The sequence below is a fragment of the Lentzea fradiae genome (assembly GCF_900100955.1).
GTDB lineage: Bacteria > Actinomycetota > Actinomycetes > Mycobacteriales > Pseudonocardiaceae > Lentzea > Lentzea fradiae.
The window spans coordinates 356130-380170 of the sequence record NZ_FNCC01000002.1; the positions used below are offsets into that span (position 1 = coordinate 356130).

General features: G+C 70.8%; 25 protein-coding genes. 21 read left to right on the top strand and 4 right to left on the bottom strand.

Annotated features, from left to right (window positions below):
• The first annotated feature begins 2 nt into the window (after window positions 1-2).
• Window positions 3-848, top strand: coding sequence for a DUF4349 domain-containing protein (locus BLT23_RS05750; RefSeq protein ID WP_090046310.1), 846 nt, complete (start codon window positions 3-5; stop codon window positions 846-848).
• Window positions 849-1247: 399 nt separating this feature from the next.
• Complete coding sequence (locus tag BLT23_RS05755) at window positions 1248-2813, top strand: 4-coumarate--CoA ligase family protein (protein ID WP_176946618.1); 1566 nt, start codon at window positions 1248-1250, stop codon at window positions 2811-2813.
• 82 nt (window positions 2814-2895) lie between these two features.
• Here BLT23_RS05755 and BLT23_RS05760 read toward each other — a convergent pair whose 3' ends face one another.
• On the bottom strand, window positions 2896-3294 hold the full coding sequence (locus BLT23_RS05760; RefSeq protein ID WP_090046311.1) for a hypothetical protein: 399 nt from the start codon (window positions 3292-3294) through the stop codon (window positions 2896-2898).
• A 135-nt stretch (window positions 3295-3429) separates the two neighbouring features.
• On the opposite strand from BLT23_RS05760, the gene BLT23_RS05765 reads away from it, so the two are divergent.
• The 13 genes from BLT23_RS05765 to BLT23_RS05820 all read left to right on the top strand — a co-directional run bounded on the left by BLT23_RS05765 (window position 3430) and on the right by BLT23_RS05820 (window position 14929).
• The gene (locus BLT23_RS05765) at window positions 3430-4176 is read left to right on the top strand and encodes a phosphoglyceromutase (protein WP_090046313.1); all 747 of its coding nucleotides are present in this window, start codon (window positions 3430-3432) and stop codon (window positions 4174-4176) included.
• Between the two features lie 187 nt (window positions 4177-4363).
• Entirely contained in the window at window positions 4364-5533 is a 1170-nt protein-coding gene (locus BLT23_RS05770) for a sensor histidine kinase (protein ID WP_090046314.1), read from the top strand.
• Window positions 5530-6210 (top strand): response regulator transcription factor, encoded by a 681-nt coding sequence (locus BLT23_RS05775; RefSeq protein ID WP_090046316.1) that lies wholly within the window; start codon window positions 5530-5532, stop codon window positions 6208-6210. The genes BLT23_RS05770 and BLT23_RS05775 overlap by 4 nt, the downstream gene beginning before the upstream one ends.
• Window positions 6211-6237: 27 nt before the next feature.
• Window positions 6238-7218, top strand: coding sequence for a Ppx/GppA family phosphatase (locus tag BLT23_RS05780; RefSeq protein WP_090046317.1), 981 nt, complete (start codon window positions 6238-6240; stop codon window positions 7216-7218).
• Window positions 7218-8588 carry a hypothetical protein gene (locus tag BLT23_RS41545; RefSeq protein ID WP_245743677.1) on the top strand — a complete coding sequence of 457 codons (1371 nt, stop codon included), beginning with the start codon at window positions 7218-7220 and terminating at the stop codon, window positions 8586-8588. Before BLT23_RS05780 ends, BLT23_RS41545 begins: the two co-directional genes overlap by 1 nt.
• Window positions 8585-9427, top strand: a complete 843-nt coding sequence (locus tag BLT23_RS05785; RefSeq protein ID WP_245743678.1) for a sugar phosphate isomerase/epimerase family protein — start codon at window positions 8585-8587, stop codon at window positions 9425-9427. Before BLT23_RS41545 ends, BLT23_RS05785 begins: the two co-directional genes overlap by 4 nt.
• A gap of 125 nt (window positions 9428-9552) precedes the next feature.
• The gene (locus tag BLT23_RS05790; RefSeq protein WP_090046321.1) at window positions 9553-10449 is read left to right on the top strand and encodes a proline dehydrogenase family protein; all 897 of its coding nucleotides are present in this window, start codon (window positions 9553-9555) and stop codon (window positions 10447-10449) included.
• Window positions 10446-11228, top strand: coding sequence for a thioesterase family protein (locus tag BLT23_RS05795; RefSeq protein WP_090046323.1), 783 nt, complete (start codon window positions 10446-10448; stop codon window positions 11226-11228). The genes BLT23_RS05790 and BLT23_RS05795 overlap by 4 nt, the downstream gene beginning before the upstream one ends.
• A gap of 10 nt (window positions 11229-11238) precedes the next feature.
• Window positions 11239-12048, top strand: a complete 810-nt coding sequence (gene proC, locus BLT23_RS05800) for a pyrroline-5-carboxylate reductase (RefSeq protein WP_090046325.1) — start codon at window positions 11239-11241, stop codon at window positions 12046-12048.
• A 183-nt stretch (window positions 12049-12231) separates the two neighbouring features.
• The gene (locus BLT23_RS05805; RefSeq protein WP_030477960.1) at window positions 12232-12444 is read left to right on the top strand and encodes a helix-turn-helix domain-containing protein; all 213 of its coding nucleotides are present in this window, start codon (window positions 12232-12234) and stop codon (window positions 12442-12444) included.
• Between the two features lie 121 nt (window positions 12445-12565).
• The gene (locus BLT23_RS05810) at window positions 12566-12667 is read left to right on the top strand and encodes a 30S ribosomal protein bS22 (protein WP_015105422.1); all 102 of its coding nucleotides are present in this window, start codon (window positions 12566-12568) and stop codon (window positions 12665-12667) included.
• A gap of 249 nt (window positions 12668-12916) precedes the next feature.
• Window positions 12917-13954, top strand: coding sequence for an NAD-dependent epimerase/dehydratase family protein (locus tag BLT23_RS05815; protein WP_090046326.1), 1038 nt, complete (start codon window positions 12917-12919; stop codon window positions 13952-13954).
• A gap of 15 nt (window positions 13955-13969) precedes the next feature.
• Complete coding sequence (locus BLT23_RS05820) at window positions 13970-14929, top strand: lysophospholipid acyltransferase family protein (RefSeq protein ID WP_090046328.1); 960 nt, start codon at window positions 13970-13972, stop codon at window positions 14927-14929.
• Here the strand turns inward: BLT23_RS05820 and BLT23_RS05825 are convergent.
• Window positions 14898-16175, bottom strand: a complete 1278-nt coding sequence (locus tag BLT23_RS05825) for an isocitrate lyase/PEP mutase family protein (protein WP_090046329.1) — start codon at window positions 16173-16175, stop codon at window positions 14898-14900. The genes BLT23_RS05820 and BLT23_RS05825 overlap by 32 nt on opposite strands.
• A 66-nt stretch (window positions 16176-16241) precedes the next feature.
• Between BLT23_RS05825 and BLT23_RS05830 the strand changes: the two genes are divergently transcribed.
• Window positions 16242-16883, top strand: a complete 642-nt coding sequence (locus BLT23_RS05830) for an ArsR/SmtB family transcription factor (RefSeq protein ID WP_425434347.1) — start codon at window positions 16242-16244, stop codon at window positions 16881-16883.
• Here the strand turns inward: BLT23_RS05830 and BLT23_RS05835 are convergent.
• Both BLT23_RS05835 and BLT23_RS05840 read right to left on the bottom strand, forming a co-directional pair.
• A complete protein-coding gene (locus tag BLT23_RS05835) occupies window positions 16880-17116 on the bottom strand; it encodes a glutaredoxin family protein (protein ID WP_090046333.1) in 237 nt (78 codons plus the stop codon). The two genes, BLT23_RS05830 and BLT23_RS05835, sit on opposite strands and share 4 nt — an antisense overlap.
• Window positions 17117-17119: 3 nt before the next feature.
• Window positions 17120-18595 carry an AMP-binding protein gene (locus BLT23_RS05840; RefSeq protein WP_090046335.1) on the bottom strand — a complete coding sequence of 492 codons (1476 nt, stop codon included), beginning with the start codon at window positions 18593-18595 and terminating at the stop codon, window positions 17120-17122.
• A 211-nt stretch (window positions 18596-18806) separates the two neighbouring features.
• On the opposite strand from BLT23_RS05840, the gene BLT23_RS05845 reads away from it, so the two are divergent.
• The 5 genes from BLT23_RS05845 (at window position 18807) to BLT23_RS05865 (ending at window position 23997) form a co-directional block, all read left to right on the top strand.
• The gene (locus tag BLT23_RS05845) at window positions 18807-19382 is read left to right on the top strand and encodes a sigma-70 family RNA polymerase sigma factor (protein WP_245743679.1); all 576 of its coding nucleotides are present in this window, start codon (window positions 18807-18809) and stop codon (window positions 19380-19382) included.
• A gap of 138 nt (window positions 19383-19520) precedes the next feature.
• Complete coding sequence (locus BLT23_RS05850; protein ID WP_090046338.1) at window positions 19521-20510, top strand: DUF5667 domain-containing protein; 990 nt, start codon at window positions 19521-19523, stop codon at window positions 20508-20510.
• 41 nt (window positions 20511-20551) lie between these two features.
• Window positions 20552-21448 carry an HAD family hydrolase gene (locus BLT23_RS05855; protein ID WP_090046340.1) on the top strand — a complete coding sequence of 299 codons (897 nt, stop codon included), beginning with the start codon at window positions 20552-20554 and terminating at the stop codon, window positions 21446-21448.
• A gap of 145 nt (window positions 21449-21593) precedes the next feature.
• Window positions 21594-23063 (top strand): molybdopterin-dependent oxidoreductase, encoded by a 1470-nt coding sequence (locus BLT23_RS05860; protein WP_090046341.1) that lies wholly within the window; start codon window positions 21594-21596, stop codon window positions 23061-23063.
• A gap of 223 nt (window positions 23064-23286) precedes the next feature.
• Window positions 23287-23997 carry a redox-sensing transcriptional repressor Rex gene (locus BLT23_RS05865; RefSeq protein WP_245743757.1) on the top strand — a complete coding sequence of 237 codons (711 nt, stop codon included), beginning with the start codon at window positions 23287-23289 and terminating at the stop codon, window positions 23995-23997.
• The last annotated feature ends 44 nt before the right edge of the window (window positions 23998-24041 follow it).

Here is a 24041-nt window from a genome sequence, read left to right on the forward strand (position 1 = left end):
GCATGGGCAGACCAGTGCTGTTGGTGGGAGTCGCGTTGCTGGCCCTGGCTACGGCCGGGTGCGGAAGCGGGTTCAGCGGTGGGGGCGCGGGGGCCAGGGACGCCGCCCAGCCCCAGGCGGCGAAGAACGTCGCGCCGCAGCAGGAGAAGGCGCCGGAAGCCGTTCAGTCCGTGCAGCAGCAGGAACGTCAGCTGGTGCGCACGGCGGACGTCGACCTGCGCGCGGACGACGTGCTGAAGGCCATCGGCGAGGTGAAGGACAGGGCCAGGTCCGCCGGCGGGTTCGCGGGCCAGGAGAGCTCGACGAAGAAGTCCGGGTCGGTGACCGTGCGGGTGCCGTCGAGCGAGCTGGACAAGCTCGTGCGGGGCCTGGAGAGCATCGGCGAGGTGACCCGCAGCGAGGTCCGCAGCGAGGACGTCACCGAGCAGCTCGTGGACGTCGAGTCGCGCATCGCCACGCAGAAGGCGAGCGTGGAGCGGCTGCGGGCGCTGTTCGAGCGGGCGGGGACCACCTCGGAGGTCGCGGAGGTCGAGAGCGAGCTGACCAAGCGGCAGGCCGAGCTGGAGTCGTTGCAGCGGCGCAACGCGTCGTTGCAGAACCAGGTCGCGATGGCGACGCTCAACGTCGACGTGGCGACCACGCCGATCGCTCCGCCCGAGGAGGAGCAGGTCGGCTTCCTCGGGGCTCTGGAGAGCGGCTGGGACGCGTTGGTGGCGGTCACCCGCATCGTCCTGATCGGCGTGGGCGCGATGCTGCCGTTCCTGGTGGCGCTGGGCGTGCCGGCGGCCGGGGTGGTCTACCTGCTGCGACGCCGCAGGCGTGTCACCCGGATGAACGAAGCGGGATGATCCACTCCTACTGAGGGTGGGCCTTTGTTGATGCGCGGAACGGCTCGGGAGAGAGGGGGAGTCGCATCGAGCCGTCCCGCGTCAAAGGTCCCCGCTGCAACGGATCCGTGGACGGGGGGAGCCTGCGGATCCCAAGCGGGCCGCGCGATCCGACGGGGGGATGACGAACCGCGCACCGCCTCTCGCTCGCCGGGTAAGCGTGGGAGCCGACTCGCGGAGGCGGGTATCAACTTCCCAGATACATCCTTGCGATCACAAGTGCTTGTATTGCTCCATTCGAGTGTATTTAGTCGCGCTAAGTAACGCCTCTGTAGCGATCGAGATGACCTTGACCAGTTCAGTGGCCTGGCTCACGATGAGCCCACAGGCTGGGTGTTCAACGGTGAATGAGGTCGCAGCATGGTGTTCCGGAGTCCGTATCCCGACGTCGAGATCCCCGACGTCACGCTGCACGAGCTGCTGTTCGGGGACATAGCCGACCGCGCGGGCCGCGTCGCGCTCATCGACGGCACGTCCGGGGCCTCGCTCACCTACGGCCAGCTCGCCGGTGCGATCGACCGCATGGCCGCCGCGCTGGCCGCCCGCGGCATCGGCAAGGGCGACGTCGTCGGCATCCTGAGCCCGAACACCCCGTACTACGCCGTCGTCTTCCACGGCATCCTGCGCGCGGGCGCGACCGCGACCACGATCAACGCCCTCTACACGCCCGACGAGGTCGCGCACCAGCTGCGCGACGCGGGCGCGAAGATGCTGTTCACGGTCTCGGTCCTGCTGCCCAACGCCGCCCCCGGAGCCGAGAAGGCCGGTGTCACCGACGTCGTCGTGCTCGACGGCGCCGAGGGCTACCCGTCGCTGCCGGAGCTGCTCGCCAACGAGCACCCGGTGCCCGAGGTCGAGATCGACCCGGCCGAGGACGTGGCGGTGCTGCCGTACTCGTCCGGCACGACCGCGCTGCCCAAGGGCGTGATGCTGACCCATCGCAACCTGGTGGCGAACATCCTGCAGTGCCAGCCGATCCTGACCGACACCGGTGAGAACACCCGCATCCTCGCCGTGCTGCCGTTCTTCCACATCTACGGCATGCAGGTCCTGATGAACAACGGCCTGTACGTCGGCGGCGTCGTCGTGACGCTGCCGAGGTTCGACCTGCCGGAGTTCCTGCGGGTCATCGCCGAGCACAGGACCGACGTCGTCTACATCGCGCCGCCGGTCGCCGTGGCGCTGGCCAAGCACCCGATCGTCGACAACTACGACCTCTCGCCGCTCAAGACGCTCTTCTCCGGCGCCGCGCCGCTCGACGAGGACCTCGCCGCCGCGGTGAACAAGCGCATCGGCTGCCGCGTCGTGCAGGGCTACGGCATGACCGAGATGTCGCCGGTCAGCCACGCCATCCCGGTCGCCCGCGAGGACATCTCCGTGGGCACCGTCGGCCTGATCGTCCCGAACCTGGAGTGCCGCCTGGTCGACCCGGCCACCGGCCAGGACGTCGGCGTCGGCGACCGCGGCGAGCTGTGGTGCCGCGGCCCGAACGTCATGAAGGGCTACCTGAACAACCCGGAGGCCACCGCCGCCACCCTCGACTCCGACGGCTGGCTGCACACCGGCGACGTGGCCGTGATCGACGACAAGGGCGTCGTCTCGATCGTCGACCGGGTCAAGGAGCTGATCAAGTACAAGGGCTACCAGGTCCCGCCGGCCGAGCTGGAGGCCGTGCTGCTGACCCACGACGAGATCGCCGACGCGGCGGTCATCGGCGTGCGCGACGCCGACGGCGAGGAGGTCCCGAAGGCGTTCGTGGTGCGCCAGCCGGGCTCCGAGATCGACGCCGACGCCGTGATGGCGTTCGTGGCGGCGAACGTGGCGCCGCACAAGAAGGTCCGCGTCGTCGAGTTCATCGAGGCGGTCCCGAAGTCGGCGGCGGGCAAGATCCTCCGCAAGGACCTGCGGGCCCGCGAGCAGTCCTGATCCCCGTGTCCTGGACGCCCCCGGCAACGGCGCCGGGGGCGTTCGCCGTTCTCACCGCACGGTGGGTTCTCGGAGATCCGGGTCAGCGGCTGCCGAGGAACCAGCCGGAGACCTGCGCGAGGTTGACCGCCACCGGCCCGACGTCCTCGCCCTTCAGGCCGCGCGTCCAGCACTCGGTGTTGATCAGGTAGAGGCTCGTGAGGAACTTCTCGTCCTGCTGAGGCCGGTCCGGGCTGTCGGCGATGGTCAGGAAGAGGTCGGCGAACTCCTCCTTGCCCCTGCCCTCCCCGTTCTCCCGCACGTCGGCGCTCACCTCGCGCGCCCACCGCCACGGCGACACCAGGTCGCCGCTGACCATGCCGTCGCCGAGGATCAGCGTGATCCGCAGGTGGTTGTCGTCGTCCGCGTTCACCACCCTCGTCGCGATGGCCCGCAGGATCGGGTCGGTCTGGACGGCCACCGGCGTCGGCTGGTCGGTCACTCTTCCTCCGGTCGTGTGAGGGGACGAACCCGCGAAGTCTGCCGCAACGGCGGGGCCCGCTGGCGTGGACCGGGGCGCATGGTCTGCGGCACTGCCGGGGTACGGGGACGGGCGCGGCATGGCAGGCTGGTCGCCATGTCTGTCGGAACCTTGGTGCTGCTCCGCCACGGCGAGAGCACGTGGAACGCGGAGAACCTGTTCACCGGATGGGTGGACGTTCCCCTGTCGGCGAAGGGCGAGCAGGAGGCCCGGCGCGGCGGGAAGCTCCTCAAAGAGGCCGGTCTGCTGCCGGACGTCCTGCACACCAGCCTCATGCGCCGGGCGATCATGACCGCGAACCTGGCGCTCGACGCCGCCGACCGGCACTGGATCCCGGTCCGCCGCGACTGGCGCCTCAACGAGCGCCACTACGGCGCCCTGCAGGGCAAGAACAAGAAGCAGACGCTGGAGGAGTTCGGCGAGGAGCAGTTCATGCTCTGGCGCCGCTCCTACGACACCCCGCCGCCGCCCATCGAGCCCGGCTCCGAGTTCAGCCAGGACGCCGACCCGCGCTACGCGGACCTCGGCCCCGACCTGCCGCTCACCGAGTGCCTGCTCGACGTCGTGAAGCGGATGATCCCGTACTGGGAGTCGTCGATCGTGGCCGACCTGCGGGCCGGCAAGACCGTGCTGGTGGCCGCGCACGGCAACTCGCTGCGCGCGCTCGTGAAGCACCTCGACGGCATCTCCGACGAGGCCATCGCCGGGCTGAACATCCCGACCGGCATCCCGCTGCGCTACGACCTCGACGAGGAGCTCAAGCCGCTCAAGCCGGGCGGCGAGTACCTCGACCCGGCCGCCGCCGAGAACGCCATCGCGGCCGTGGCGAACCAAGGCAGGTAGCACGGAACGCGGGGGCCCCACGTTTCCTTCCGGGAAACGTGGGGCCCCCGCGTTCCCAGAAGGATCACGAATGGGTGAACGGCGTCTGACCAGCGACGGAACAACCCTCCGCTGAGGTGTCGCGGGTATCACGGTTCCCGCTCCAGCTCTAGGCCGGGACACCTCCGAGCTGCTTACCATTCGCCTCGTGACCACACCGGGTTACCTCGTCGTGTCGATCGGCCTCGGGCTCATCGGCGTGATCGCCGCTTTCCTCGTAGGGCGGTACACCGCCCCACGCCACCCCCGCCGACCCGACGGCCTCACGGTCGGCGACCTCATCCAGCGGATCGTCCAGGACTCCCACGACGGCATCGTCGTGCTGAACCGCTTCGGCGACGTCGTCCTGCACAACCCGCGGGCGGAGGAGCTCGGCGTCGTGCGCAACAACCGGGTCGACGACCGCGCCCGCAAGGCCGCGGAGGCCGTCCGCGACAGCGACGAGGTCGTCCACGTCGACCTGTCCGCGCTCGACGGCCAGCGCGGCGGCAGACAGCCGGAGGCGGTCACCGCGGAGGTCCGGCGGCTCGTCGAGACGTTCGTCCTGGTCGACGCCACCGACGAGTCCGAGGCGGTGCGGCTGGAGAAGACCCGCCGCGACTTCGTGGCCAACGTGAGCCACGAGCTGAAGACCCCGGTCGGCGCCCTCGCGCTGCTCGCGGAGGCCGTGCTGGACGCGAGCGACGACCAGGAGGAGGTCCGCCGGTTCAGCGCGAAGATCATGCAGGAGGCGACCCGCCTCGGCACGCTCGTCACCGAGCTCATCGCGCTCTCCCGCCTGCAGGGCGCCGAGAAGCTGCCGGAGCTGTCCGACACCGAGATCGACGTCGTGGTCGAGGAGGCGCTGTCGCGGTCCAAGCTCGCCGCCGAGTCGCTCGACATCACGATCACCACCGACGAACCGAGCGGCCTCGTCGTGCCCGGTGACCGGTCGTTGCTGGTCACGGCGCTGACGAACCTGCTGGACAACGCCGTCGCCTACTCGCCGCCCGGCAGCCCGGTCAGCGTCAGCCGCAAGCTGGTGGACGGGCACGTCGAGATCGCCGTGACCGACCGCGGCATCGGCATCGCCGAGGACCAGCAGCAGCGCGTCTTCGAACGCTTCTACCGCGTCGACGCGGCCCGGTCGCGCGCCACCGGCGGCACCGGCCTCGGCCTCGCGATCGTCAAGCACGTCGCCGCCAACCACGGCGGTGAGGTGAAGCTGTGGAGCCTGCCAGGCACGGGCTCGACCTTCACGCTGCGGCTGCCGGTGGCGGCCGACCCCAACCCACCCCTCGTCCCGACCGGCGCGGGTGACACCGGAGGAGAGCTGTGACCAGGGTGCTCATCGTGGAGGACGAGGAGTCCTTCGCCGATCCGCTCGCCTTCCTGCTGCGCAAGGAGGGGTTCACCGCGGCGCTCGCGGCCACCGGCCAGGAGGCGCTGGAGGAGTTCGACCGCAACGGCGCGGACATCGTGCTGCTCGACCTGATGCTGCCCGGCATGAGCGGCACCGACGTGTGCAAGCAGCTGCGGCTGCGCTCCGCCGTCCCGGTGATCATGGTCACCGCGCGGGACAGCGAGATCGACAAGGTCGTGGGGCTGGAGCTGGGGGCGGACGACTACGTCACCAAGCCCTACTCGGCCCGCGAGCTGATCGCCCGCATCCGGGCCGTGCTGCGCCGCGGCGGCGAGTCGGAGGACCTGCAGCCGCAGGTCCTGGAGGCCGGGCCGGTGCGCATGGACGTGGAGCGCCACGTCGTCACGGCGGGCGGCGAGGACATCAGCCTCCCGCTCAAGGAGTTCGACCTCCTCGAGTACCTGCTGCGCAACGTCGGCCGCGTCCTCACCAGGGGGCAGCTCATCGACAGGGTCTGGGGAGCGGACTACGTCGGCGACACGAAAACGCTGGACGTGCACGTCAAACGGCTGCGGTCCAAGATCGAGCCGGACCCGTCGGCACCCCGCCACCTCGTGACGGTCAGGGGTCTCGGTTACAAGTTCGAGTCCTGACGGACACGACCAGGTACCGTTTCCCGCGTGCGCCTGGGCGTTCTCGACGTGGGTTCCAACACCGTCCACCTTCTCGTGGTGGACGCGCATCGTGGTGCCCACCCCGTCCCGATGACGTCCGAGAAGACGATCCTGCGTCTGGCCGAGCAGCTGGACGACGAGGGTCGGCTCACCAAGTCGGGCGCTGACCAGCTGGTTCGTGCCGTGGCCGCCGCGAAGGCGGCGGCGACGGCCTCCGGCTGCGACGACCTGATGGCGTTCGCGACCTCGGCCGTGCGCGAGGCGGTCAACTCCGCCGAAGTGCTCGACCGGGTGCGCACCGAGACCGCCGTGGACCTCGAGGTCCTCACCGGCGAGGACGAGGCGAGGTACACGTTCCTCGCCGTCCGCCGCTGGTACGGCTGGTCCGCCGGCAAGCTGCTGTCCCTCGACATCGGTGGCGGCTCCCTGGAGCTCGCCGTGGGCCGTGACGAGGATCCCGATCTGGCCTTCTCCGTGCCGCTCGGCGCGGGCCGGCTCACCAGGACCCGGTTCAAGAAGGACCCGCCGCGGCGCTCGGAGGTCCGCGAGACCACCGAATGGCTCGCCGACCAGCTCGCGCCCGTGGCGCGCAAGCTGAAACGCGCGGGTGAACCCGATCGGGTGGTTGCAACCTCAAAAACTTTCCGAACGCTGGCGCGGCTCACCGGGGCCGCGCCATCGTCTGCCGGGCCCAGGGCACGACGGGTGCTCACCGACTCGGGCCTGCGGCAGCTGATCGCGTTCATCTCCCGGATGTCGGCCGGCGACCTCGCTGAGCTGGAAGGCGTGAGCACCTCGCGCGCGCACCAGCTCCTCGCGGGCGCGCTGGTCGCGGAGGCAACGATGCGAGCCCTGTCACTCACGCAGCTGGAGATTTGCCCCTGGGCGCTCCGGGAGGGTGTCATCCTCAGGCGGCTGGACCACACTGACGGCACCGACCAGGGCGATACTGGACGGACTGGCCGGCACGGGGCACGGTGGAGTTGATGAGTCGAGAGAGCGGATCGGACCAGACGCAGCGCACCGTCGCTGAGCTGCTCGCCCAGTACGGGGGCAGCGCAGAGAGTGCGCCACGTCGGCGACGCCGCCGCGCTGCCGACGAGGCCGACGAGGTCCAGCAGCCGGAGACCGCCCCGCAGACGATCATCGAGCGGGTCCTGTCGGACAGCGGGCGGCTCATGGCCATCCGGGACGACGACGTGGCCCCGACCGGTCGCAGGGCGGCCCCGGAGCCGCCGGCCGCACCACCACCACCACCACCACCGCCCGCCGCCGAGCGCACGGCCTACCAGCCGAAACCGCCGGTGACACCGCCCGCGCCGCAGCCGAAGGCCCGCAGACAGGCACCGCCCCCGCCACCGCCCGCCGCGGCGGAGCAGACGAGGCAGGTGCCCCAGGTCCGCGACCAGCCGTCGCGCTCCGACCTGCCCCGCCCGGACGCGCCGTCGAGGCAGGACCTCTCGCGCCCGGACCTCGCGAGGCCGGACCTGTCCCGCCCCGACCTGTCCCGCCCCGACCTGTCCCGCCCCGACCTGTCGCGTCCCGACCTCGCGAGGCCGGACGTCTCCCGCTCGGACCTCCCACGCCCGGACGCCGTGGCCTCCCGCCTCGAAGCGGGCACGTCGTCGCGCACGAACATCACGCGCCCGCCGAAGCCCGTGCCGCCGTCGATGCCGCTGCCCACCCCGGCACCCGGCCCCGGCGCACCCCCGCGCGAGGCGATGACCGAGCAGCTCCCGCGCATCCCGGCCAAGGCACCGGTCGACAAGATCGCCGCACTCGAGACCGAGTCCGTGCTGATCGTGCCGCCCGCCCCGCCGAAGCTGCCGGAGCCGCTGCCGAACAACCAGCCGGACGCCTGGTTCGGCGACGACGACGACCCCGCGGCCCAGACCGTCCTGTCGATGCCGCCGATGGAGTCGACCGCGGCCCACCCCGGCCCGTACGTGGACGACGACTCGCAGGAGTACGCCGCCTACCGCGCCGAGGACGACTACCTCGCGGACGACGACGCGGACGAGCTCGACGAGGGCCCGGCGGGCCTGGACGACGTCGCCGAGGCCGACGAGGACCTCGACGAGGGCCCGCAGCGCTCGGCCGGCAAGGAATGGCTGATCATGATCGGCCAGCTCGCCGTCGGCGTCCTGGGAGGAGCGGGCCTGTGGCTCGCGTTCAACTTCCTCTGGCGCGCCGTCCCCGCCGCCGCGCTCGTGGTGGCCCTGGCGGTTACCGTGGGTCTGGTGTTGCTGGTACGCAAGATCCGCAGGGCGGACGACCTCCAGACGACCGTGCTGGCCGTGCTGGTCGGTCTCATCGTGACAGTCTCACCAGCGGCGATGCTGCTGGTGAAGAGTTGACCGCCCGCATCCCGGTCGGGCTCTCCACGGCGTCGGTCTACCCGCAGCCCGCCGGAGCGGCGTTCGACATCGCCTCCGACCTGGGCTACGACGGCGTGGAGCTGATGGTGTGGGCCGACCCGGTGTCCCAGGACATCCGGGCGGTCGAACGCCTGTCGGCCCGATCGGGCATGCCGGTCCTGGCCGTGCACGCCCCGTGCCTGCTCATCTCCCAGCGGGTCTGGTCCCCCGACCCGTCCGAACGCCTCCGCCGAGCAGTCGAAGCAGCCCAGGACCTCAACGCCCCGACGGTCGTCCTGCACCCCCCGTTCCGCTGGCAACGCAAGTACGCCGACGGCTTCGCCGACCTGGTCACCTCCCTGGAGGACGAGTCCGGCGTAGCCATCGCGGTCGAGAACATGTTCCCGGTCCGCCGCCCCCTGGGCAGAGGCCGCTCGGTGGAGATGAACGCCTTCAAGCCCTCCGTCGACCCCACCGACGTGGGCCACCGCAACTACACCCTCGACCTCTCCCATTCGGCCGCGGCCCACATGGACGCCGTGGAACTGGCCAAACGCATGGGCGACGGCCTCCGCCACCTCCACCTCGCAGACGGCTCAGGAGCCCCGAAGGACGAGCACATGGTCCCCGGCCGAGGCACCCAGCCCTGCGCCGAAGTCTGCGAGCTCCTCGCCAGAGGCGGCTTCGACGGTCAGGTGGTCCTGGAGGTCAACACCCGCAGAGCAGCCTCCCCCGCGGCCCGCCGCGAAATGCTGGCCGAAGCCCTGCTCTTCGCCCGCCTGCATCTCGACTGGCCCACGGAGGGCGGCTCGACCCCGAGGCACGGCCTCACCCCCTGACCACTCGGCGAGGTGCGCGGGCACGGGGTCGGCCGGGGCTCGGTCAGCTCGGCGTGGGACCCGGACTCATCCCGCCCGCCCCGACCACGAGCGCCGAAGTCGACTGGCGAGTTAGGGTTCACCTCGTGAACCCGCTGCGAGCGTTGATCATGGCTGCGTCTCGCAACGAGACGGTCCGTCACCTCGTCGCCACCGCGCCGATCACCCGTGACGTCGTAACCCGCTTCGTGGCGGGCGAGACCACCGAATCGGCCGTGCAGGCCGTCCGAACCCTGAACCTCCCGGTCACCCTCGACTACCTGGGCGAGGACACCGAGGACAAGGCGCAAGCCGAAAAGACAGTCCAGGCGTACCTGGAACTCCTCGACGCCCTGCACGCCGCGAAACTGGCGCGGAACGCAGAGGTCAGCGTCAAGCTGTCGGCCGTGGGCCAGGCCCTGGACGAGTCACTCGCCCTGACGAACGCGAGCCGCATCTGCGCGGCAGCCGAGCAGTGCGGCACGACGGTCACGCTCGACATGGAAGACCACACCACCACCGACTCGACCCTGCGAGTCCTCGACGAGCTCAGAAGAACCTGGCCGTGGGTCGGGGCGGTGTTGCAGTCGTACCTGCACCGCACGCTGGAGGACTGCGAGCGGCTCGCGAAGGCGGGGAGCCGGGTGCGGCTGGTGAAGGGGGCGTACGCGGAGCCGCCGGACGTGGCGATCCAGGATCCGCACGAGGTCGACCTGAACTACGTGCGGTGCGCGAACGTGCTCCTCGCGGGCGAGGGGTACCCGATGTTCGCCACGCACGACCCCCGCCTGATCGACATCATCGGGGAGAGGGCACGCTGGTATGACAAAACCGAGTTCGAGCACCAGATGCTCTACGGCGTCCGGCCGGACGAGCAGAGGCGTCTCGGAGCCCGGGTTTATGTCCCCTACGGCGAGCAGTGGTACGGATATCTCATGCGGCGACTCGCGGAACGGCCTGCCAACGTGACTTTCTTCCTGCGGTCTCTGGTCAGCCGCTCATGACCTTCTCGAAGTCGAGCTCGGTGCGGTCGCTCGGTGACGGAACCTTCACCGCCATGCTTCCCTCCGAGTGGACCGTCGGTCCCAAGCCCCACGGCGGGTTCCTGCTCGCCGTGATGACGCGTGCCGCGGCGCAGCTCGTGGGCGGTGACCCGCTCGCGGTGTCCGCGCAGTTCCTGCGGGCTCCCGAGGTCGGTCCGGTGCTGATCAGGACGGACGTGCGCAAGTCGGGCCGCACCGCGACGGTGGTCGCGGTGTCGCTGGAGCAGCGCGGTCAGGTGTGCGTGGAGGCGTCGGTGACGACGGGGCGGATGCCCGACCTCCGGGCCGACTACGTGAACCTGCCGCCGGTCCCGGCGGCGCCGACGCCCGGTGCGGTGGAGATGGCGACGTTCCCGACCGGGGGTGCCTACAAGGTGGGCGCGCTGTGCGACCTGCGGGTCGACCGGGAGAGCGCGTCGTTCCTCGACCGGCGCACGGACGGGCCGCTGACGCTGAAGCTGTGGGCGCGGCCGGTCGACGAGCAGCCCGACCCGTTCTTCGCGTTGCTGGCGGGTGACCTGTCGATGCCGGTGACGTTCAACCTGGGCCGGTTCGGGTGGTCGCCGACGGTGCAGCTGACGGCGTTGCTGCGGGCGCGGCCGGCGCCGGGCTGGCTGCGCATCCACGTCACGTGCCGGGCCGTGCACGGGCAGTGGTTCGACGAGGACGCCACGGTCATCGACTCGGCGGGGCGGCTGGTGTGCCAGGCACGACAGCTCGCGCTGACCCCCGCTGTGTGAGACTTGACCGATGACGAAGATCGCGGTGCTCGGCGCGGGCAAGATCGGTGAGGCGCTGCTGTCCGGGCTTGCGCAGGGCGGCCGCGCGGCCACCGATCTGATGTTCACCGAGAAGCACGAGTCGCGCGCCCGTGCGCTCACCGAGCAGTACGGGTTCGAGGCCGTGACGGTCCCCGGCGCGGCCGAGCGGGCCGACGTGCTGATCGTCGCGGTCAAGCCGCAGGACATCGAGCCGCTGCTCGTCGAGCTGAAGCCGGTGCTGCGGCCGGGCACGCTGATCGTGTCGCTGTGCGCGGGGCTGCCGACGGCGCTGTTCGAGCGCAGGCTGCCCGAGGGCACGCCGGTGGTGCGGGTGATGCCGAACACCCCGATGGTCGTCGGCGAGGCGATGAGCGCCGTGTCCGGCGGGTCCAACGCGACGCCGGAGCACCTGAAGCTCGTCGAGGAGATCCTCTCGGCGGTCGGCAAGGTCGCGGTCGTGCCGGAGTCGCAGCAGGACGCGGTGACGGCGCTGTCCGGTTCGGGACCCGCGTACTTCTTCTTCCTGGTCGAGGCGATGATCGACGCGGGCATCCTGCTCGGCATCCCGCGTGACCTGGCCTCGCGGCTCATCATCCAGTCCGCCGTGGGCGCCGCGGCGATGCTGAACGAGGGCTCGAACCACCCGGTCATCCTGCGTGAGGCCGTCACGTCGCCGGCGGGCACGACGATCATGGCGATCCGCGAGCTGGAGAAGCACGGCGTGCGCGCCGCGCTGCTGGCGGCGATCGAGTCGGCCCGCGACCGCTCCGTCGAACTGGGCCGCCAGCACGAGGACTGACCGCACGCGGGGGCCCTTCGTACTGTCTCGTAGTACGAAGGGCCCCCGCGTGCGGAAAACCGGCACTGCTTGGACGTCGCAGGAGTCACAAGAGTCCCGCTACTCTCAAAGGCAGCACGTGCGTGTCGAACCGTCGGTGGGGAAGACCGACGGCACGACACGTGTCGAAGGATGCGGTGATGTATGCCTGCGAAGGAGAACGAACGAACAGGTCTCGCTCAGGTGCAGTTCCTGACCGTGGCTGAGGTGGCATCGATGATGCGGGTCTCGAAGATGACCGTGTACCGGCTCGTGCACTCAGGAGAACTGCCCGCGGTACGCGTGGGCAAGTCGTTCAGGGTGCCCGAGAAAGCGGTCCACGCCTACCTCGAGAACGCCTACTTCGACGCTGGCTGAAGGCCGGTGAACCCCGCCGGGTAGACTGGTAGGCCGATCGTGCTTACCGGCGCGCCGTGCTTGACACGGCCAAGGCTGGGGCGCGCCAGTCAAAAGCAACGTCTAGAGCTAAGGAACCCGCATGGGCTCGGTCATCAAGAAGCGCCGCAAGCGCATGTCGAAGAAGAAGCACCGCAAGCTGCTGCGCAAGACCAGGGTCCAGCGCAGGAAGCGCGGCAAGTAAGCCCGCGTGCGCTCTGCCGCCGCCGGTCTCCCTCGTGGAGGTCGGCGGCGGTTGCGTTTCCCCCGGCCGCGACCGTGGAATTTCACCCTTCGGGACGCTTGCGCGAAAACCCGGGAACGAGGGCCGCCGATCGGGTGATTGGCGCGTGAAGCCTGCGTGACCTGCGTCAAGACGGCGTTCCGGCCCCGCCCGGTGAGCGATCGGGCTTGTAGCATCGACCAGTCGCACCGCCCTCGTGCTGGGAGCCGCATGACCCCCAAGGTCGTCCTCGTCACCGGAGTGAGCCGCTTCCTCGGCGGCCACCTCGCCGCGCGTTTCGCCGCGAACCCGGACGTCGAGCGCGTGCTCGGCGTGGACACCGAGCCCCCGCCGCGCGACCTGCTGCGCAGGATGGGCAGGGCGGAGTTCGTGCGGGCCGACATCCGCAACCCGCTGATCAGCAAGGTCATCTCCACCGCGAACGTGGACACGGTCGTCCACGCCTCCGTCACCGCGAACCCGCCGGGACCGACGGGCCGCACGGTGATGAAGGAGATGAACGTCATCGGCACCATGCAGCTGCTGGCCGCGTGCCAGAAGTCGCCGAAGGTGCGCAAGCTGGTCGTGAAGTCCACCAGCGCCGTCTACGGGACGAGCAGCCGCGACCCGGCGGTGTTCACCGAGGACATGGGGCCGAAGGACCTGCCGTCGTCCGGGTACGCCAAGGACGCCGTCGAGGTCGAGGGCTACGTGCGCGGGTTCGGCCGCCGCAGGCCGGACGTCGACGTCACGACGCTGCGCTTCACGAACTTCATCGGGCCGCGCATCGACACGGTGCTGACCCGCTACTTCGCCCTCCCGATCGTGCCCACGGTGCTGGGTTACGACGCGCGAGTGCAGCTGCTGCACTCCGAGGACGCGCTCGCCGTCCTGGAGCGCGCGACGATGCACGACCTGCCCGGTGTGTTCAACGTGGGCGGCGACGGCGTGCTGCTGCTGTCGCAGGCGATCAGGCGGGCGGGCAGACTGGCGCTGCCGGTGCCCAGCGCGGCCGTGCCCACGGTCGGCGGCTTCTTCCGGAGCGCCCGGCTCGTCGACTTCTCGCCCGACCAGATGAGGTTCCTCAACTGGGGGCGCGTGGTCGACACCACCCTGCTGAAGAAGGAGTTCGGGTTCACGCCGCGGTGGACCACCCAGCAGGCGTTCGACGACTACGTGAGCGGCCGGGGTCTGAAGCCGCTCATCGACCCGGAGACCGTGGACGCTGCCGAACGGGGAATCCTCGACGCAGCCGCCCGGTTCCGCTGATCTCGCTTCGAGGAGATGAACGCAGTGGCAGGTGCACGCGTTATCCCGCTGCACGACCCGGAACGCGACGCCGCGCGCAAAGCGCGCCACGTCGAGGTGGTCCCGGAGCCGGAGCAGCGGCAGTCCGAGGTGCCGGACTGGGAACGCAGGCTGACCGACCTGCTGGCGTTCGCGCGCAGGCGCATCGCGGGCGACTACGAGGTCGACGAGTTCGGCTTCGACCGCGACCTCACCGAGAACGTGCTGCTCCCGCCGCTCAAGCCGCTCTACGAGAAGTGGTTCCGGGTCGAGACGATCGGCCTGAACAACGTCCCGATGGCGGGCGGCGCGCTGATCGTCGCGAACCACTCCGGCACGGTGCCGCTCGACGCGCTGATGACGGCGTACGGCATCGCGTCCGAGCACCCGGCGCACCGGCCTCTGCGCGGGCTGGGCGCCGACCTGGTGTTCCGCACGCCGTTGCTCGGCTCGCTGGCCCGCAAGGGCGGCCAGACGCTCGCCTGCAACGCCGACGCCGAGCGGCTGCTGTCGTCCGGTGAGCTGGTCGGCGTGTGGCCGGAGGGCTTCAAGGGCATCGGCAAGCCGTTCAAGGACCGCTACAAGCTGCAGCGCTTCGGCCGCGGCGGGTTCGTCTCGGCGGCCCTCAAGACCGGTGTGCCGATCATCCCGGTCTCGATCGTCGGTGCCGAGGAGATCTACCCGATGATCGGCGACATCAAGGCGCTGGCGCGGCTGTTCGGCTTCCCGTACTTCCCGGTGACGCCGTTCTTCCCGCTGCTGGGGCCGCTGGGCGCGATCCCGCTGCCGTCGAAGTGGTACATCGAGTTCGGCGAGCCGATCCGCACGGACACGTTCGGCGAGAACGCGGCCGACGACCCGATGCTCGTCTTCAACCTCACCGACCAGGTGCGCGAGACGATCCAGCAGACCCTCTACCGGCTGCTCACCCAGCGGCGGAACGTGTTCCTCGGCTGACCAGGTCCTGCACCTCGGCGTAGCCGAACGCGTCGCCCGCGGGTTCGCCGTCGCGCACCCGCAGCGCGGTCGTGACGGTGTGCCGCAGAGCCGCCCTGAACAGCAGCGACCCGGTGCTGACGCGCTTCACGCCCAGTTCGCCGAGCTGCTTCGGCGTGCGGGCCTGGGCGAGCACGTTCAACGGCGCCAGCGCCGCGAGCCGCTCGATGTCGCGCGGCTCGGTCAGCCCGGCCACGAAGATCCCGTCCGCGCCCGCGTCGACGTACCGCCGCGCCCGTTCCTCGGTCTCGTCGTGCGAGAGGCCGAGCCAGTAGGTGTCGATCCGCGCGTTGAGGAACACGCCGGGCGCCCGTTCCTTCACGGCCGTGACCAACGCGGCCTGCTCGCGCGGGTCGGCGAGGCCGTGCGGGCGGCCGTCCTCCAGGTTGACGCCCGCGACCCCGAGCCCGGCCACCAGCTCGCCGACCTCCTCCGGTGCCGCCCCGAACCCCGCCTCCAGGTCGGCCGTGACGGGACACGGCAGGTCCGCGAGCGTCCGCGCGAGCCGCACGGCCTGGTCCCCGGCGAGCCCGGCGCCGTCCTCCAACCCGTGTGCGGCGGCGACGCCCAGGCTCGTCGTGCCGATCGCGCGGAACCCGGCCGCGTGCAGGGCGGCGGCGGAGGCGAGGTCCCAGGCGTTGGGCAGGACCAGCGGCTCGTCCTGGTGGTGCATCGCCCGGAAGGCGAGGTTCTTGGCGAGCCGGGTGGCGATCCGGCGGCCCGGGCAGGTGTGCGGACCGTGGCCGAACGGGTGCGCGTCCAGCGGGACCTCGACCAGGTCGTCCCCGGCGACCCTGCGCGTGACCGGAACGGGCGGGGCCGGGCTCCCGGTGCGGAGGTGCTCCGCGAACGCGTGCGTGGCGGCCCATGCCTGCACGAGCAGCCCGATCCGGGCCGCGGTCTCCTCGTCGTGGCGGCTCGCGAGCTGTTCGACCGCCGCGTCGGCCTCCGCCGTGACCGCCTCGTGCGGCTGGTAGCAGGGCGCGATCAGGGCGATGTCCGGCAGTGAGCCGGGCAGACCGAGGGCGGTGGCCAGCTCGTCGAGCGTCGTGACCTCGACGTTCTCGATGAGCTCGGTGGTGAGCGCACGCCTGCGAGCGTGCTCGGCGCCGTTGCTGAAACGGACGACGTGCGCGCGCAGCCACGCCACGCCCCGATCTCCGGCGGGCACGGACGGCACGGGCAGGTTCAACAGCTCTTCGGTCATGCCGCCGAAGCTAGGCCCGGGACACTTCGGCCGGCACCGAAGCGTGCGGGCCGCAGAATGGCCGTCATGGAGGCACTGGCGAGGCTGCTGGCGGACCGCACGCGGGCGGCGTTCTGCGGGGCCCTGCTCGACGGCAGGGCCTGGACGGCGCACGAGCTGGCCACCCACGCCGGGGTGGCCCCTTCGACCGCCAGCGAGCACCTGACGCGGCTGGTCGAGGGCGGCCTGCTTGTCGAGCACCGGCAGGGACGGCACCGCTACGTGGCGCTGGCCGGGCCGCACGTCGCCGAGCTGCTGGAGGCGATGACGGCCTTCGCCGGTCCGGCCCCCGCCCCGCGCACACTGCGGGCGGCGTCGGCCTCGGAGGCCATGGCCCGCGGCCGGACCTGCTACGACCACCTCGCGGGCAGGCTCGGCATCACGCTCAAGACCGGCCTGCTGGAGCTGGGCGTGGTGACGACCGACCTGGCCGTCACCGAACCCGGGATCGTCTGGCTGAAGGAGCTGGGCTTCGAGCCGTCCTCACGCCAGCTGAGCCGCGCGTGCCTGGACTGGACCGAACGCGTCCCGCACCTGGCGGGCGCCGCCGGAGCCCACCTCTGCCGGACGTTCCTCGACCGGGGCTGGGTGAAGCGCATCGGCACGACCAGGGCCGTGACGCTGACCCCCGCCGGTGATGCGGGCTGGCGCGACCTCGGCCTGCTCTAGGCCGAGAGGGCTGCCCGCAGCCGGTCCTCCTCGACCTTCCAGTAGCCGTGCTCGGCCCCGTCGACCAGGAACACCGGCACCTGGTCGCCGTACTCGGCCCGCAGCTCGGGGTCGGCGTCCACGTCCTCGACGGACCAGGTCGCGCCCATCTCGCCGCAGATCCGCTCGACCTCGGCCTTCGCCTCCTCGCACGCGTGGCAGTCGACGCGGCTGATCACGGTCACGTGGTGCACGGTTCAGGCTCCCAACGGCTTGCGCAGGATGGCGCGGGCCAGCTTGCCGGTCGGCGAGTGCGGCAGGGCGGTGACGAAGTCGACCGTCGCCGGCACCTTGAACTTCGCCAGCCTGGCCGCGCAGTGCGCCACGACGTCGTCCTTCGACAGCTCGGCGCCCTCGCGCAGCACCAGCACGACCTTGACCGACTCGCCGGTCCGCTCGTCCGGCACGCCCACGGCCGCGGCCTCCAGGACCTCCGGCATCTCGCAGAGGACCTGCTCGACCTCGTGCGGGTAGACGTTGAAGCCGTTGACGATGATCAGGTCGCCCGCGCGGTCGACCAGGTGCAGGTCGCCGTCGGAGTCGATGAAGCCCACGTCGCCGGTGCGGAACCAGCCGGAGGCGTCCGGGCCGTGCGCGCCGTCGGGCCAGTAGCCGCTGAAGAGGTTGTCGCCCTTCGCGGAGACGAGACCGGTGCCCGGCTCGTCCTCGTCGATGTCGAGCACCGAGCCGTCCGTGTCGACCAGCCGGATCTCCACGCCGGGCAGCGCCTGGCCCACCGACCCGGCCTTGGGCACACCGCCGACCAGCGTGGACGTCAGCACGGGGCCGGTCTCGGTGAGGCCGTAGCCCTCGAAGACGGGGATGCCGACCGCGTCGCGCATCTGGGCGATGACGCCGGGCGGCAGCGGGGCGGCGCCGGAGGTGAACAGGCGGACCGTGGAGAGCTTCTCGCGCAGCACCTCGACCGGGTGCGCGAGCAGCGCCCGGTACATCGGCGGCACGCCCACCATCGTCGTGACCCGGTGCTGCTCGATGACCTCCAGCGCGGCGTCCGGCTCGAACCGCTCCAGCAGCACCGCCGTGGCGCCCGCGCCCGCGACCTGCAACAGGCCGGGGCCCAGGCCGTAGACGTGGAACAACGGCAGCGCGAGCAGCACCCGGTCGCCCGCCGTCACCGGCGCGGGCCGCAGCGACGCGCACTGGGAGACGTTCGCGAGCAGCGCCCGGTGCGACAGCATCGCCCCGCGCGGCACGCCGGACGTGCCGGAGGTGTAGCCGAGCACCGCGACGTCCTCACCGCCGCCGACGGCCTCGAACGGCTCCGCGGTGGCCGTCACGTCCGGCAGGCCGATCACCTGCGCGTCCGAACCCTCGCCGTCGCCGACCAGGAACCGGGCGCCGGAGTCGGCGAGGATGCGCTGGAGCTCGCGCGGCGGGGTGCCGGGGCTGGCGGGCACGACGACACCGCCCGCGCGCAGGACGCCGAAGACCGAGACCACGAACTCGGGCCCGGTGGGCAGCCGTACCGCCACCCGGTCGCCCGATTCGAGTCCTGAATCGGCCAAATGGCGGGCGAAAGAGTCCACCGCGCCGTCGATGGTTTCCCACGTGAGGCTCTTTCCGCTCGCCACGTCGACCAGAGCGACGTGGCCCGGTCCCCGCTGTGCGGAAGCACGGACCAGATCTGAGACATTGCGAGCGGAAGTCACCATGGCCTCCTCATGAACAACTCGGGCGCTCCGAGCAGTCTTCCACGCGTGACGAGCGTCATGAAGGCGCGGTTCGCGCGTCTCCAGCACAGGACAGGTCCGCTACCTACTACGGAGTAACAAGACGTATGCTGCCGCCACGGCGACTCTGTGGAGGTGCCGCCAGCCGATGACCGCGCGGGCACGACCGAACACGATCAGGACCACCCGAGCCATGACGGGAGGTCAGCACGACGACGCCGCAGACGAGCCGTGGCAGCTCGTCAAGGCCGCCCAAGAGGGTGACACCGGGGCGTTCGGCGTGCTTTACGACAAGTACGTCGACATGGTCTTCCGGTACGTCCTCTTCCGGGTGGGCGGGGACCGTGCGTTCGCCGAGGACGTGACGAGCGAGACGTTCTTACGCGCTCTGCGCAGCATCGGTTCGGTGAGCTACCAAGGGCGTGACGTGGGCGCGTGGTTCGTCACGATCGCCCGCAACATCGTGTTCGACCACGTGAAGTCGAGCCGCTACCGGCTCGAGGTCACGACCGCCGAGCTCCAGGACAACCGCGAGGAAGCGGGCGGCCCCGAACAGGAGGTCATGACCGAGGCGACCAACGCGGAGCTGCTCCGCTGCGTCTCCCAGTTGGGCGACGACCAGCGCGAGTGCATCGTGCTGAGGTTCATCGAGGGCAAGTCGGTGTCCGAGGTCGCGCAGCTGATGGACCGCAACGAGGGCGCCGTGAAGGCGCTGCAACACCGGGCCGTCCGCAGGCTCGCGCAGATCCTCCCGTCGTGGTTGCGGTGAAAGACGCCGCAGGCGCGTAACCCCAAGCAGATCAACTTCGTTACTCGGGCTGAGATGGACGGCAAGGGAAGAACACCGCGGTGGCGGCACACTGAGCACGAGCGATTCGCCCGTGCCGTCGAAGGCCGCCCTCAACCGGTGGGCGACGACCTGGCAGAGGACCTCGCGATCGTCGAGCTCCTCCGCCGGATGGACGTCGGCCCGGACGCCGACACGCGTGAACGCATGAAGCAGCGCATCCTGGCAGCGCCACCACCCGAGAAACCCCTCGCGCTCTCGTCGGTAAGACGGGTGGGAGCGCGCGCACGGGTGGCAGTCGCAGCGGCCGCGGTCCTCTGCTTGTTGATGTCACTGGGCGGCATGAGCGTGCTGCTCAGCCGTGACGCGCTCCCGGGAGACCCCCTCTACGGCATCAAGCGCACGACCGAGGGCGCATCGCTGGGCCTGACCTTCGACGAGGAGTCCCGCGCCCTCAAGCACCTGGAGTTCGCCGCCGCCCGCGTCACCGAGATGGAGACGCTCGCCGACCGCTCCTCCGACGCCGAGTCCCAGCTCAGGGCCCTGTCCGACCTGGACGCCGACGCCGTCGAGGGCGCCCGCAAGCTCACCACCTACGCCACCACGTCCGACGAGCGAGCCCTCCCGTCACTGCGCGACTGGGCCCTCGGCCAGTACGAGAAGCTCGGCACCCTCCGCCCCCGCCTGCCGGGCGAGGCGGGCAAGCACGCGGACACGACGATGTGGCTGCTCGCGAGCATCGCCCAACGAGCCCACGACCTGACCGCCCGAATCGGCTGCACGACCCTGACCAGCGGCGAGTCCGACCCGCTCGGCCCACTCCCCGCCAAGGACGAGTGCACAGCGGCCCCGCAGGCCACCCAGCCCCCGCCGACGGGCACCACGACCGCGCCCCTCACCCCGGCCGAGCAGGACCAACCGGCTGAACCGGGTGCGACCCCGTCTCCGGCCACCCAGCTCCCGTCGATCCTCCCCGGCACCTCCACCCCGCCCACGTCACCGGGCACCCAGCCCCAGCAGACCCCGGCCAAACCGGAGATCACCATCCCGCTCCCGCTGCCGCTGCCGAGCATCGACCTCCCGCTGCTCCCGGGCATCAGCTTCGGCTGAGTCGCCAGGTCCAGCCGGAACCTGATCGCTAGGCTTGGGACATGGCAGGCAAGCGTGACGTGGAGAGCGACCGGCTCGCCGAACTGGCCGGCGAGGCATCGGCGGAAGCCGCGGTCCAGGCCGCCGCGATGGCCCCAGAGCTCGAAACCTCACTGGCCGTCCCCGTGGACCTGACCGCGGCCGCCTTCTTCGACGTGGACAACACGATGATGATGGGCGCGTCGATCTTCCACTTCGCCAGGGGCCTGGCCGCCCGCAAGTACTTCTCCACCTCCGACCTGGCGGGCTTCGTCTGGCAGCAGATGAAGTTCCGGGTGGGCGGCCGGGAAGACCCGGAGTCCGTCAAAGCCTCCCGCGAACAGGCCCTCTCCTTCGTGGCGGGCCGCAGCGTCGCGGAACTGGTCTCCCTCGGCGAGGAGATCTACGACGAGCTGATGGCGGACCGCATCTGGAAGGGCACCCAGGCCCTCGCCCAGATGCACCTGGACGCGGGCCAGCGAGTCTGGCTGGTCACCGCCACCCCGGTGGAACTGGCCCAGATCATCGCCCGCCGCCTCGGCCTGACCGGCGCCCTCGGCACGGTCTCCGAGTCGGAGGACGGCATCTACACCGGCCGCCTGGTGGGCGACCTCCTCCACGGCAAGGCCAAGGCACAGGCGGTCCGCTCCCTGGCCGCGAAGGAGGGCCTGGACCTCCGCCGCTGCACCGCCTACTCGGACTCGTCGAACGACGTCCCCATGCTCAGCGTGGTGGGCACAGCCGTGGCCGTGAACCCGGACTCCCAGCTCCGCGAGATCTCCCGACGCAAGAACTGGGAGATCCGCGACTTCAGAACAGGCCGCAAGGCAGCGAAGATAGGCGTCCCCTCGGTCCTGGGCGCAGGCGCCCTGGCAGGCGCGATAGCGGCAACGATGGCCTACCGCCGCCGGGTCAGGTAGCCGGGCGCACGACGCCGGTCGCGCGGCCGCGGCATGCCGTCCACCCGCCCGCGGCGTTCGGAGGCGGAGCCCCGCGCCTGAAACTTTGCTTACCGCCCTCTTACAGCCCCGCCCGGCTGTACCCCTCAGGGTGTCGAATAGACCCATGAAGCCCGCCAAGGCCGCCGCAACCGGACTGATCGCCCTGCTGGCAGCTCTGGCAGCGGGCCACCTGACAGCGGCCTTCGTGGGCCTGCCGGCCTCCCCGTACCTGGCCGTGGCCGACGCGGCCGTCGACCTCACCCCGTCCTGGCTGAAGGACGCCGCCATCTCCGCCTTCGGCACCTACGACAAGCCGGCCCTCCTGACGGGCATGGCGCTGGTGCTGGCGGCGGTGGCGGCAGCGGCGGGCCTGACCAGCAGAACCTCCCCCACTCCCGGCACGGCGATCATCGCGGTCTTCGGCGTGGCCGGCCTGGCGGCGGTCGTCACCAGACCGGACGTGGGCCAGCTGTCCGTGCTGGCGCCGATGGCGAGCCTCGCCGCAGGTCTCTACGTCTTCCGCCACCTGCACCGGGAAGCCGGCGAACCCACCAGCCGACGCGACTTCCTCATCACAGCGGGCCTGGCCATCACCGCGGGAGCGGCAGGCCAGCTCCTGGGCGCGAAAACCGACGTGGAAGCGTCAAGAGCGGCAATAGGCGACCTGACGCCGAAAACAAAAGCCCCGCCGATCCCCCCGATGGCGGACTTCGCCGGCAACGGCACCCCGACCTTCATCACCAGCGCGAACGACTTCTACCGAATCGACACGGCGCTGACGGTCCCGAGAATCCGCGCCGAGAACTGGTCGCTGCGAATCCACGGCATGGTCGACCGCCCCACCACCCTGTCCTTCGAGGACATCCGCCGCAGGGACCTGACGGAAGAAACCATCACCCTCACCTGCGTTTCCAACGAGATCGGCGGCCCGTACATCAGCACCGCCAACTTCACCGGCGTCAAGATCGGTGACGTCCTCCGGGAAGCGGGGGTGCAGCCGGGCGCGGACCAGCTGCTCAGCACGAGCGACGACGGGTTCACCGCGGGCAGCCCGCTCGACCACGTCCTGGAGAACGGCCTGATCGCCATCGCGATGAACGGCGAGCCGCTCCCCGCCGAGCACGGCTTCCCGGCGCGGCTCGTCGTCCCCGGCCTGTACGGCTACGTCTCCGCGACCAAGTGGGTGACCGAGTTGAACGTCACGACGTTCGAGCGGGAGCAGGGCTACTGGATCCCCAGGGGCTGGGCGACCAGGGCGCCGATCAAGACCTCGTCCCGCATCGACCACCCGAAACGGCTGGCCAGGACGTCGGGGAGGACCGTCGTCGCGGGCACGGCCTGGGCGCAGCCGCGAGGCGTGCTGAAGGTCGAGGTCAGGATCGACGGCGGCCCGTGGCAGGACGCCGAGCTGGGCGCGGACGTCAACGACAGCGCGTGGCGGATGTGGAAGATCGAGCTGGACCTCCGTCCCGGCAGCCACACGGCCGAGTGCCGCGCCACCGACAAGTCGGGGTTCACCCAGGACCAGGCCCGCCTCGACCCGGTCCCCGACGGTGCCACGGGCTGGCACTCCGTCACCTTCACCGTCGAGTAGCCCCACCCCCGGAAGTGGTGCCCCCAAAGTGATCATGAACGGCAGAAGTGCTGGTCACGCCCAGTGACGAGACCCCGCGAAGCCGATCATCGACTTTGTGCGTGCGTTCACAAGCGGTACGGTGGGGTATCACCAACGCCGCGGGGTCCCTGCGGTGGAGCACACCCGGAGGTCGGAGAGCGTGGCATCACAGCGGGGCGAAGGTGAGACGACCGCCACCCCTCTGGAGCCTGCCGACAGGGAGCGAGCGCGGGCGATCCCGGAGGCCGCGGTGGCGAGGCTCGCCGTGTACCTGCGCGTGCTGTCCGGCATGGCCGACCAGGGCGTCACGGCCGTCTCCAGCGAGGAGCTGAGCCAGGCCGCGGGCGTCAACGCCGCGAAACTGCGCAAGGACCTGAGCTACATCGGCTCGTACGGCACGAGGGGCGTCGGCTACGACGTCGAGGTGCTCGTCAGCCACATAGAGCGCATTCTCGGGCTCACCCGCAACCACTCCGTCGCCGTCGTCGGCATCGGTAACCTTGGTCACGCTCTCGCCAACTACGGCGGCTTCCCCGGCAGGGGCTTCCCGGTCACCGCGCTCTTCGACGTGGACCCGGATCTCATCGGAATCCCTGTTGGGGGCATTCCGGTCAACCACATCGACGAGATCACCGCCGTCTGCCTGGAGCGCGAGGTGTCGATCGGTGTCATCGCGACGCCGCCGCCCGCCGCCCAGTCGGTTTGCGACCGTTTGGTATCTGCGGGCGTGCAGTGCATTCTGAACTTTGCACCGGTTGTCCTTCAGGTTCCAGACAACGTCGAGGTGCGCAAGGTTGACTTGGCGGTCGAGATGCAGATCCTGTCGTTCCACGTCGCTCGGCGTGCGGACGAGGCTGCGAGCGTCTCGGACGGCAACGGACTCGGTGTGGACGGGATGGTGATTCGCCCGTGAGCGTGAGCCAGACGGCTCCGGCAGACGTGGTGTCAGTGGGTGCG

What these genes read in the sequence shown, in the direction of transcription:
- BLT23_RS05830 (WP_425434347.1), top strand. Translation starts at nt 16,242, where the DNA reads ATGGAGGCACTGGCGAGGCTGCTGGCGGACCGCACGCGGGCGGCGTTC.
- BLT23_RS05860 (WP_090046341.1), top strand. Translation starts at nt 21,594, where the DNA reads ATGAAGCCCGCCAAGGCCGCCGCAACCGGACTGATCGCCCTGCTGGCA.
- BLT23_RS05795 (WP_090046323.1), top strand. Translation starts at nt 10,446, where the DNA reads ATGACCTTCTCGAAGTCGAGCTCGGTGCGGTCGCTCGGTGACGGAACC.
- BLT23_RS05815 (WP_090046326.1), top strand. Translation starts at nt 12,917, where the DNA reads ATGACCCCCAAGGTCGTCCTCGTCACCGGAGTGAGCCGCTTCCTCGGC.
- BLT23_RS41545 (WP_245743677.1), top strand. Translation starts at nt 7,218, where the DNA reads ATGAGTCGAGAGAGCGGATCGGACCAGACGCAGCGCACCGTCGCTGAG.
- BLT23_RS05855 (WP_090046340.1), top strand. Translation starts at nt 20,552, where the DNA reads ATGGCAGGCAAGCGTGACGTGGAGAGCGACCGGCTCGCCGAACTGGCC.
- BLT23_RS05840 (WP_090046335.1), bottom strand. Translation starts at nt 18,595, where the DNA reads ATGGTGACTTCCGCTCGCAATGTCTCAGATCTGGTCCGTGCTTCCGCA.
- BLT23_RS05825 (WP_090046329.1), bottom strand. Translation starts at nt 16,175, where the DNA reads ATGACCGAAGAGCTGTTGAACCTGCCCGTGCCGTCCGTGCCCGCCGGA.
- BLT23_RS05845 (WP_245743679.1), top strand. Translation starts at nt 18,807, where the DNA reads ATGACGGGAGGTCAGCACGACGACGCCGCAGACGAGCCGTGGCAGCTC.
- BLT23_RS05765 (WP_090046313.1), top strand. Translation starts at nt 3,430, where the DNA reads ATGTCTGTCGGAACCTTGGTGCTGCTCCGCCACGGCGAGAGCACGTGG.
- BLT23_RS05805 (WP_030477960.1), top strand. Translation starts at nt 12,232, where the DNA reads ATGCCTGCGAAGGAGAACGAACGAACAGGTCTCGCTCAGGTGCAGTTC.
- proC (WP_090046325.1), top strand. Translation starts at nt 11,239, where the DNA reads ATGACGAAGATCGCGGTGCTCGGCGCGGGCAAGATCGGTGAGGCGCTG.
- BLT23_RS05820 (WP_090046328.1), top strand. Translation starts at nt 13,970, where the DNA reads ATGAACGCAGTGGCAGGTGCACGCGTTATCCCGCTGCACGACCCGGAA.
- BLT23_RS05750 (WP_090046310.1), top strand. Translation starts at nt 3, where the DNA reads ATGGGCAGACCAGTGCTGTTGGTGGGAGTCGCGTTGCTGGCCCTGGCT.
- BLT23_RS05810 (WP_015105422.1), top strand. Translation starts at nt 12,566, where the DNA reads ATGGGCTCGGTCATCAAGAAGCGCCGCAAGCGCATGTCGAAGAAGAAG.
- BLT23_RS05755 (WP_176946618.1), top strand. Translation starts at nt 1,248, where the DNA reads ATGGTGTTCCGGAGTCCGTATCCCGACGTCGAGATCCCCGACGTCACG.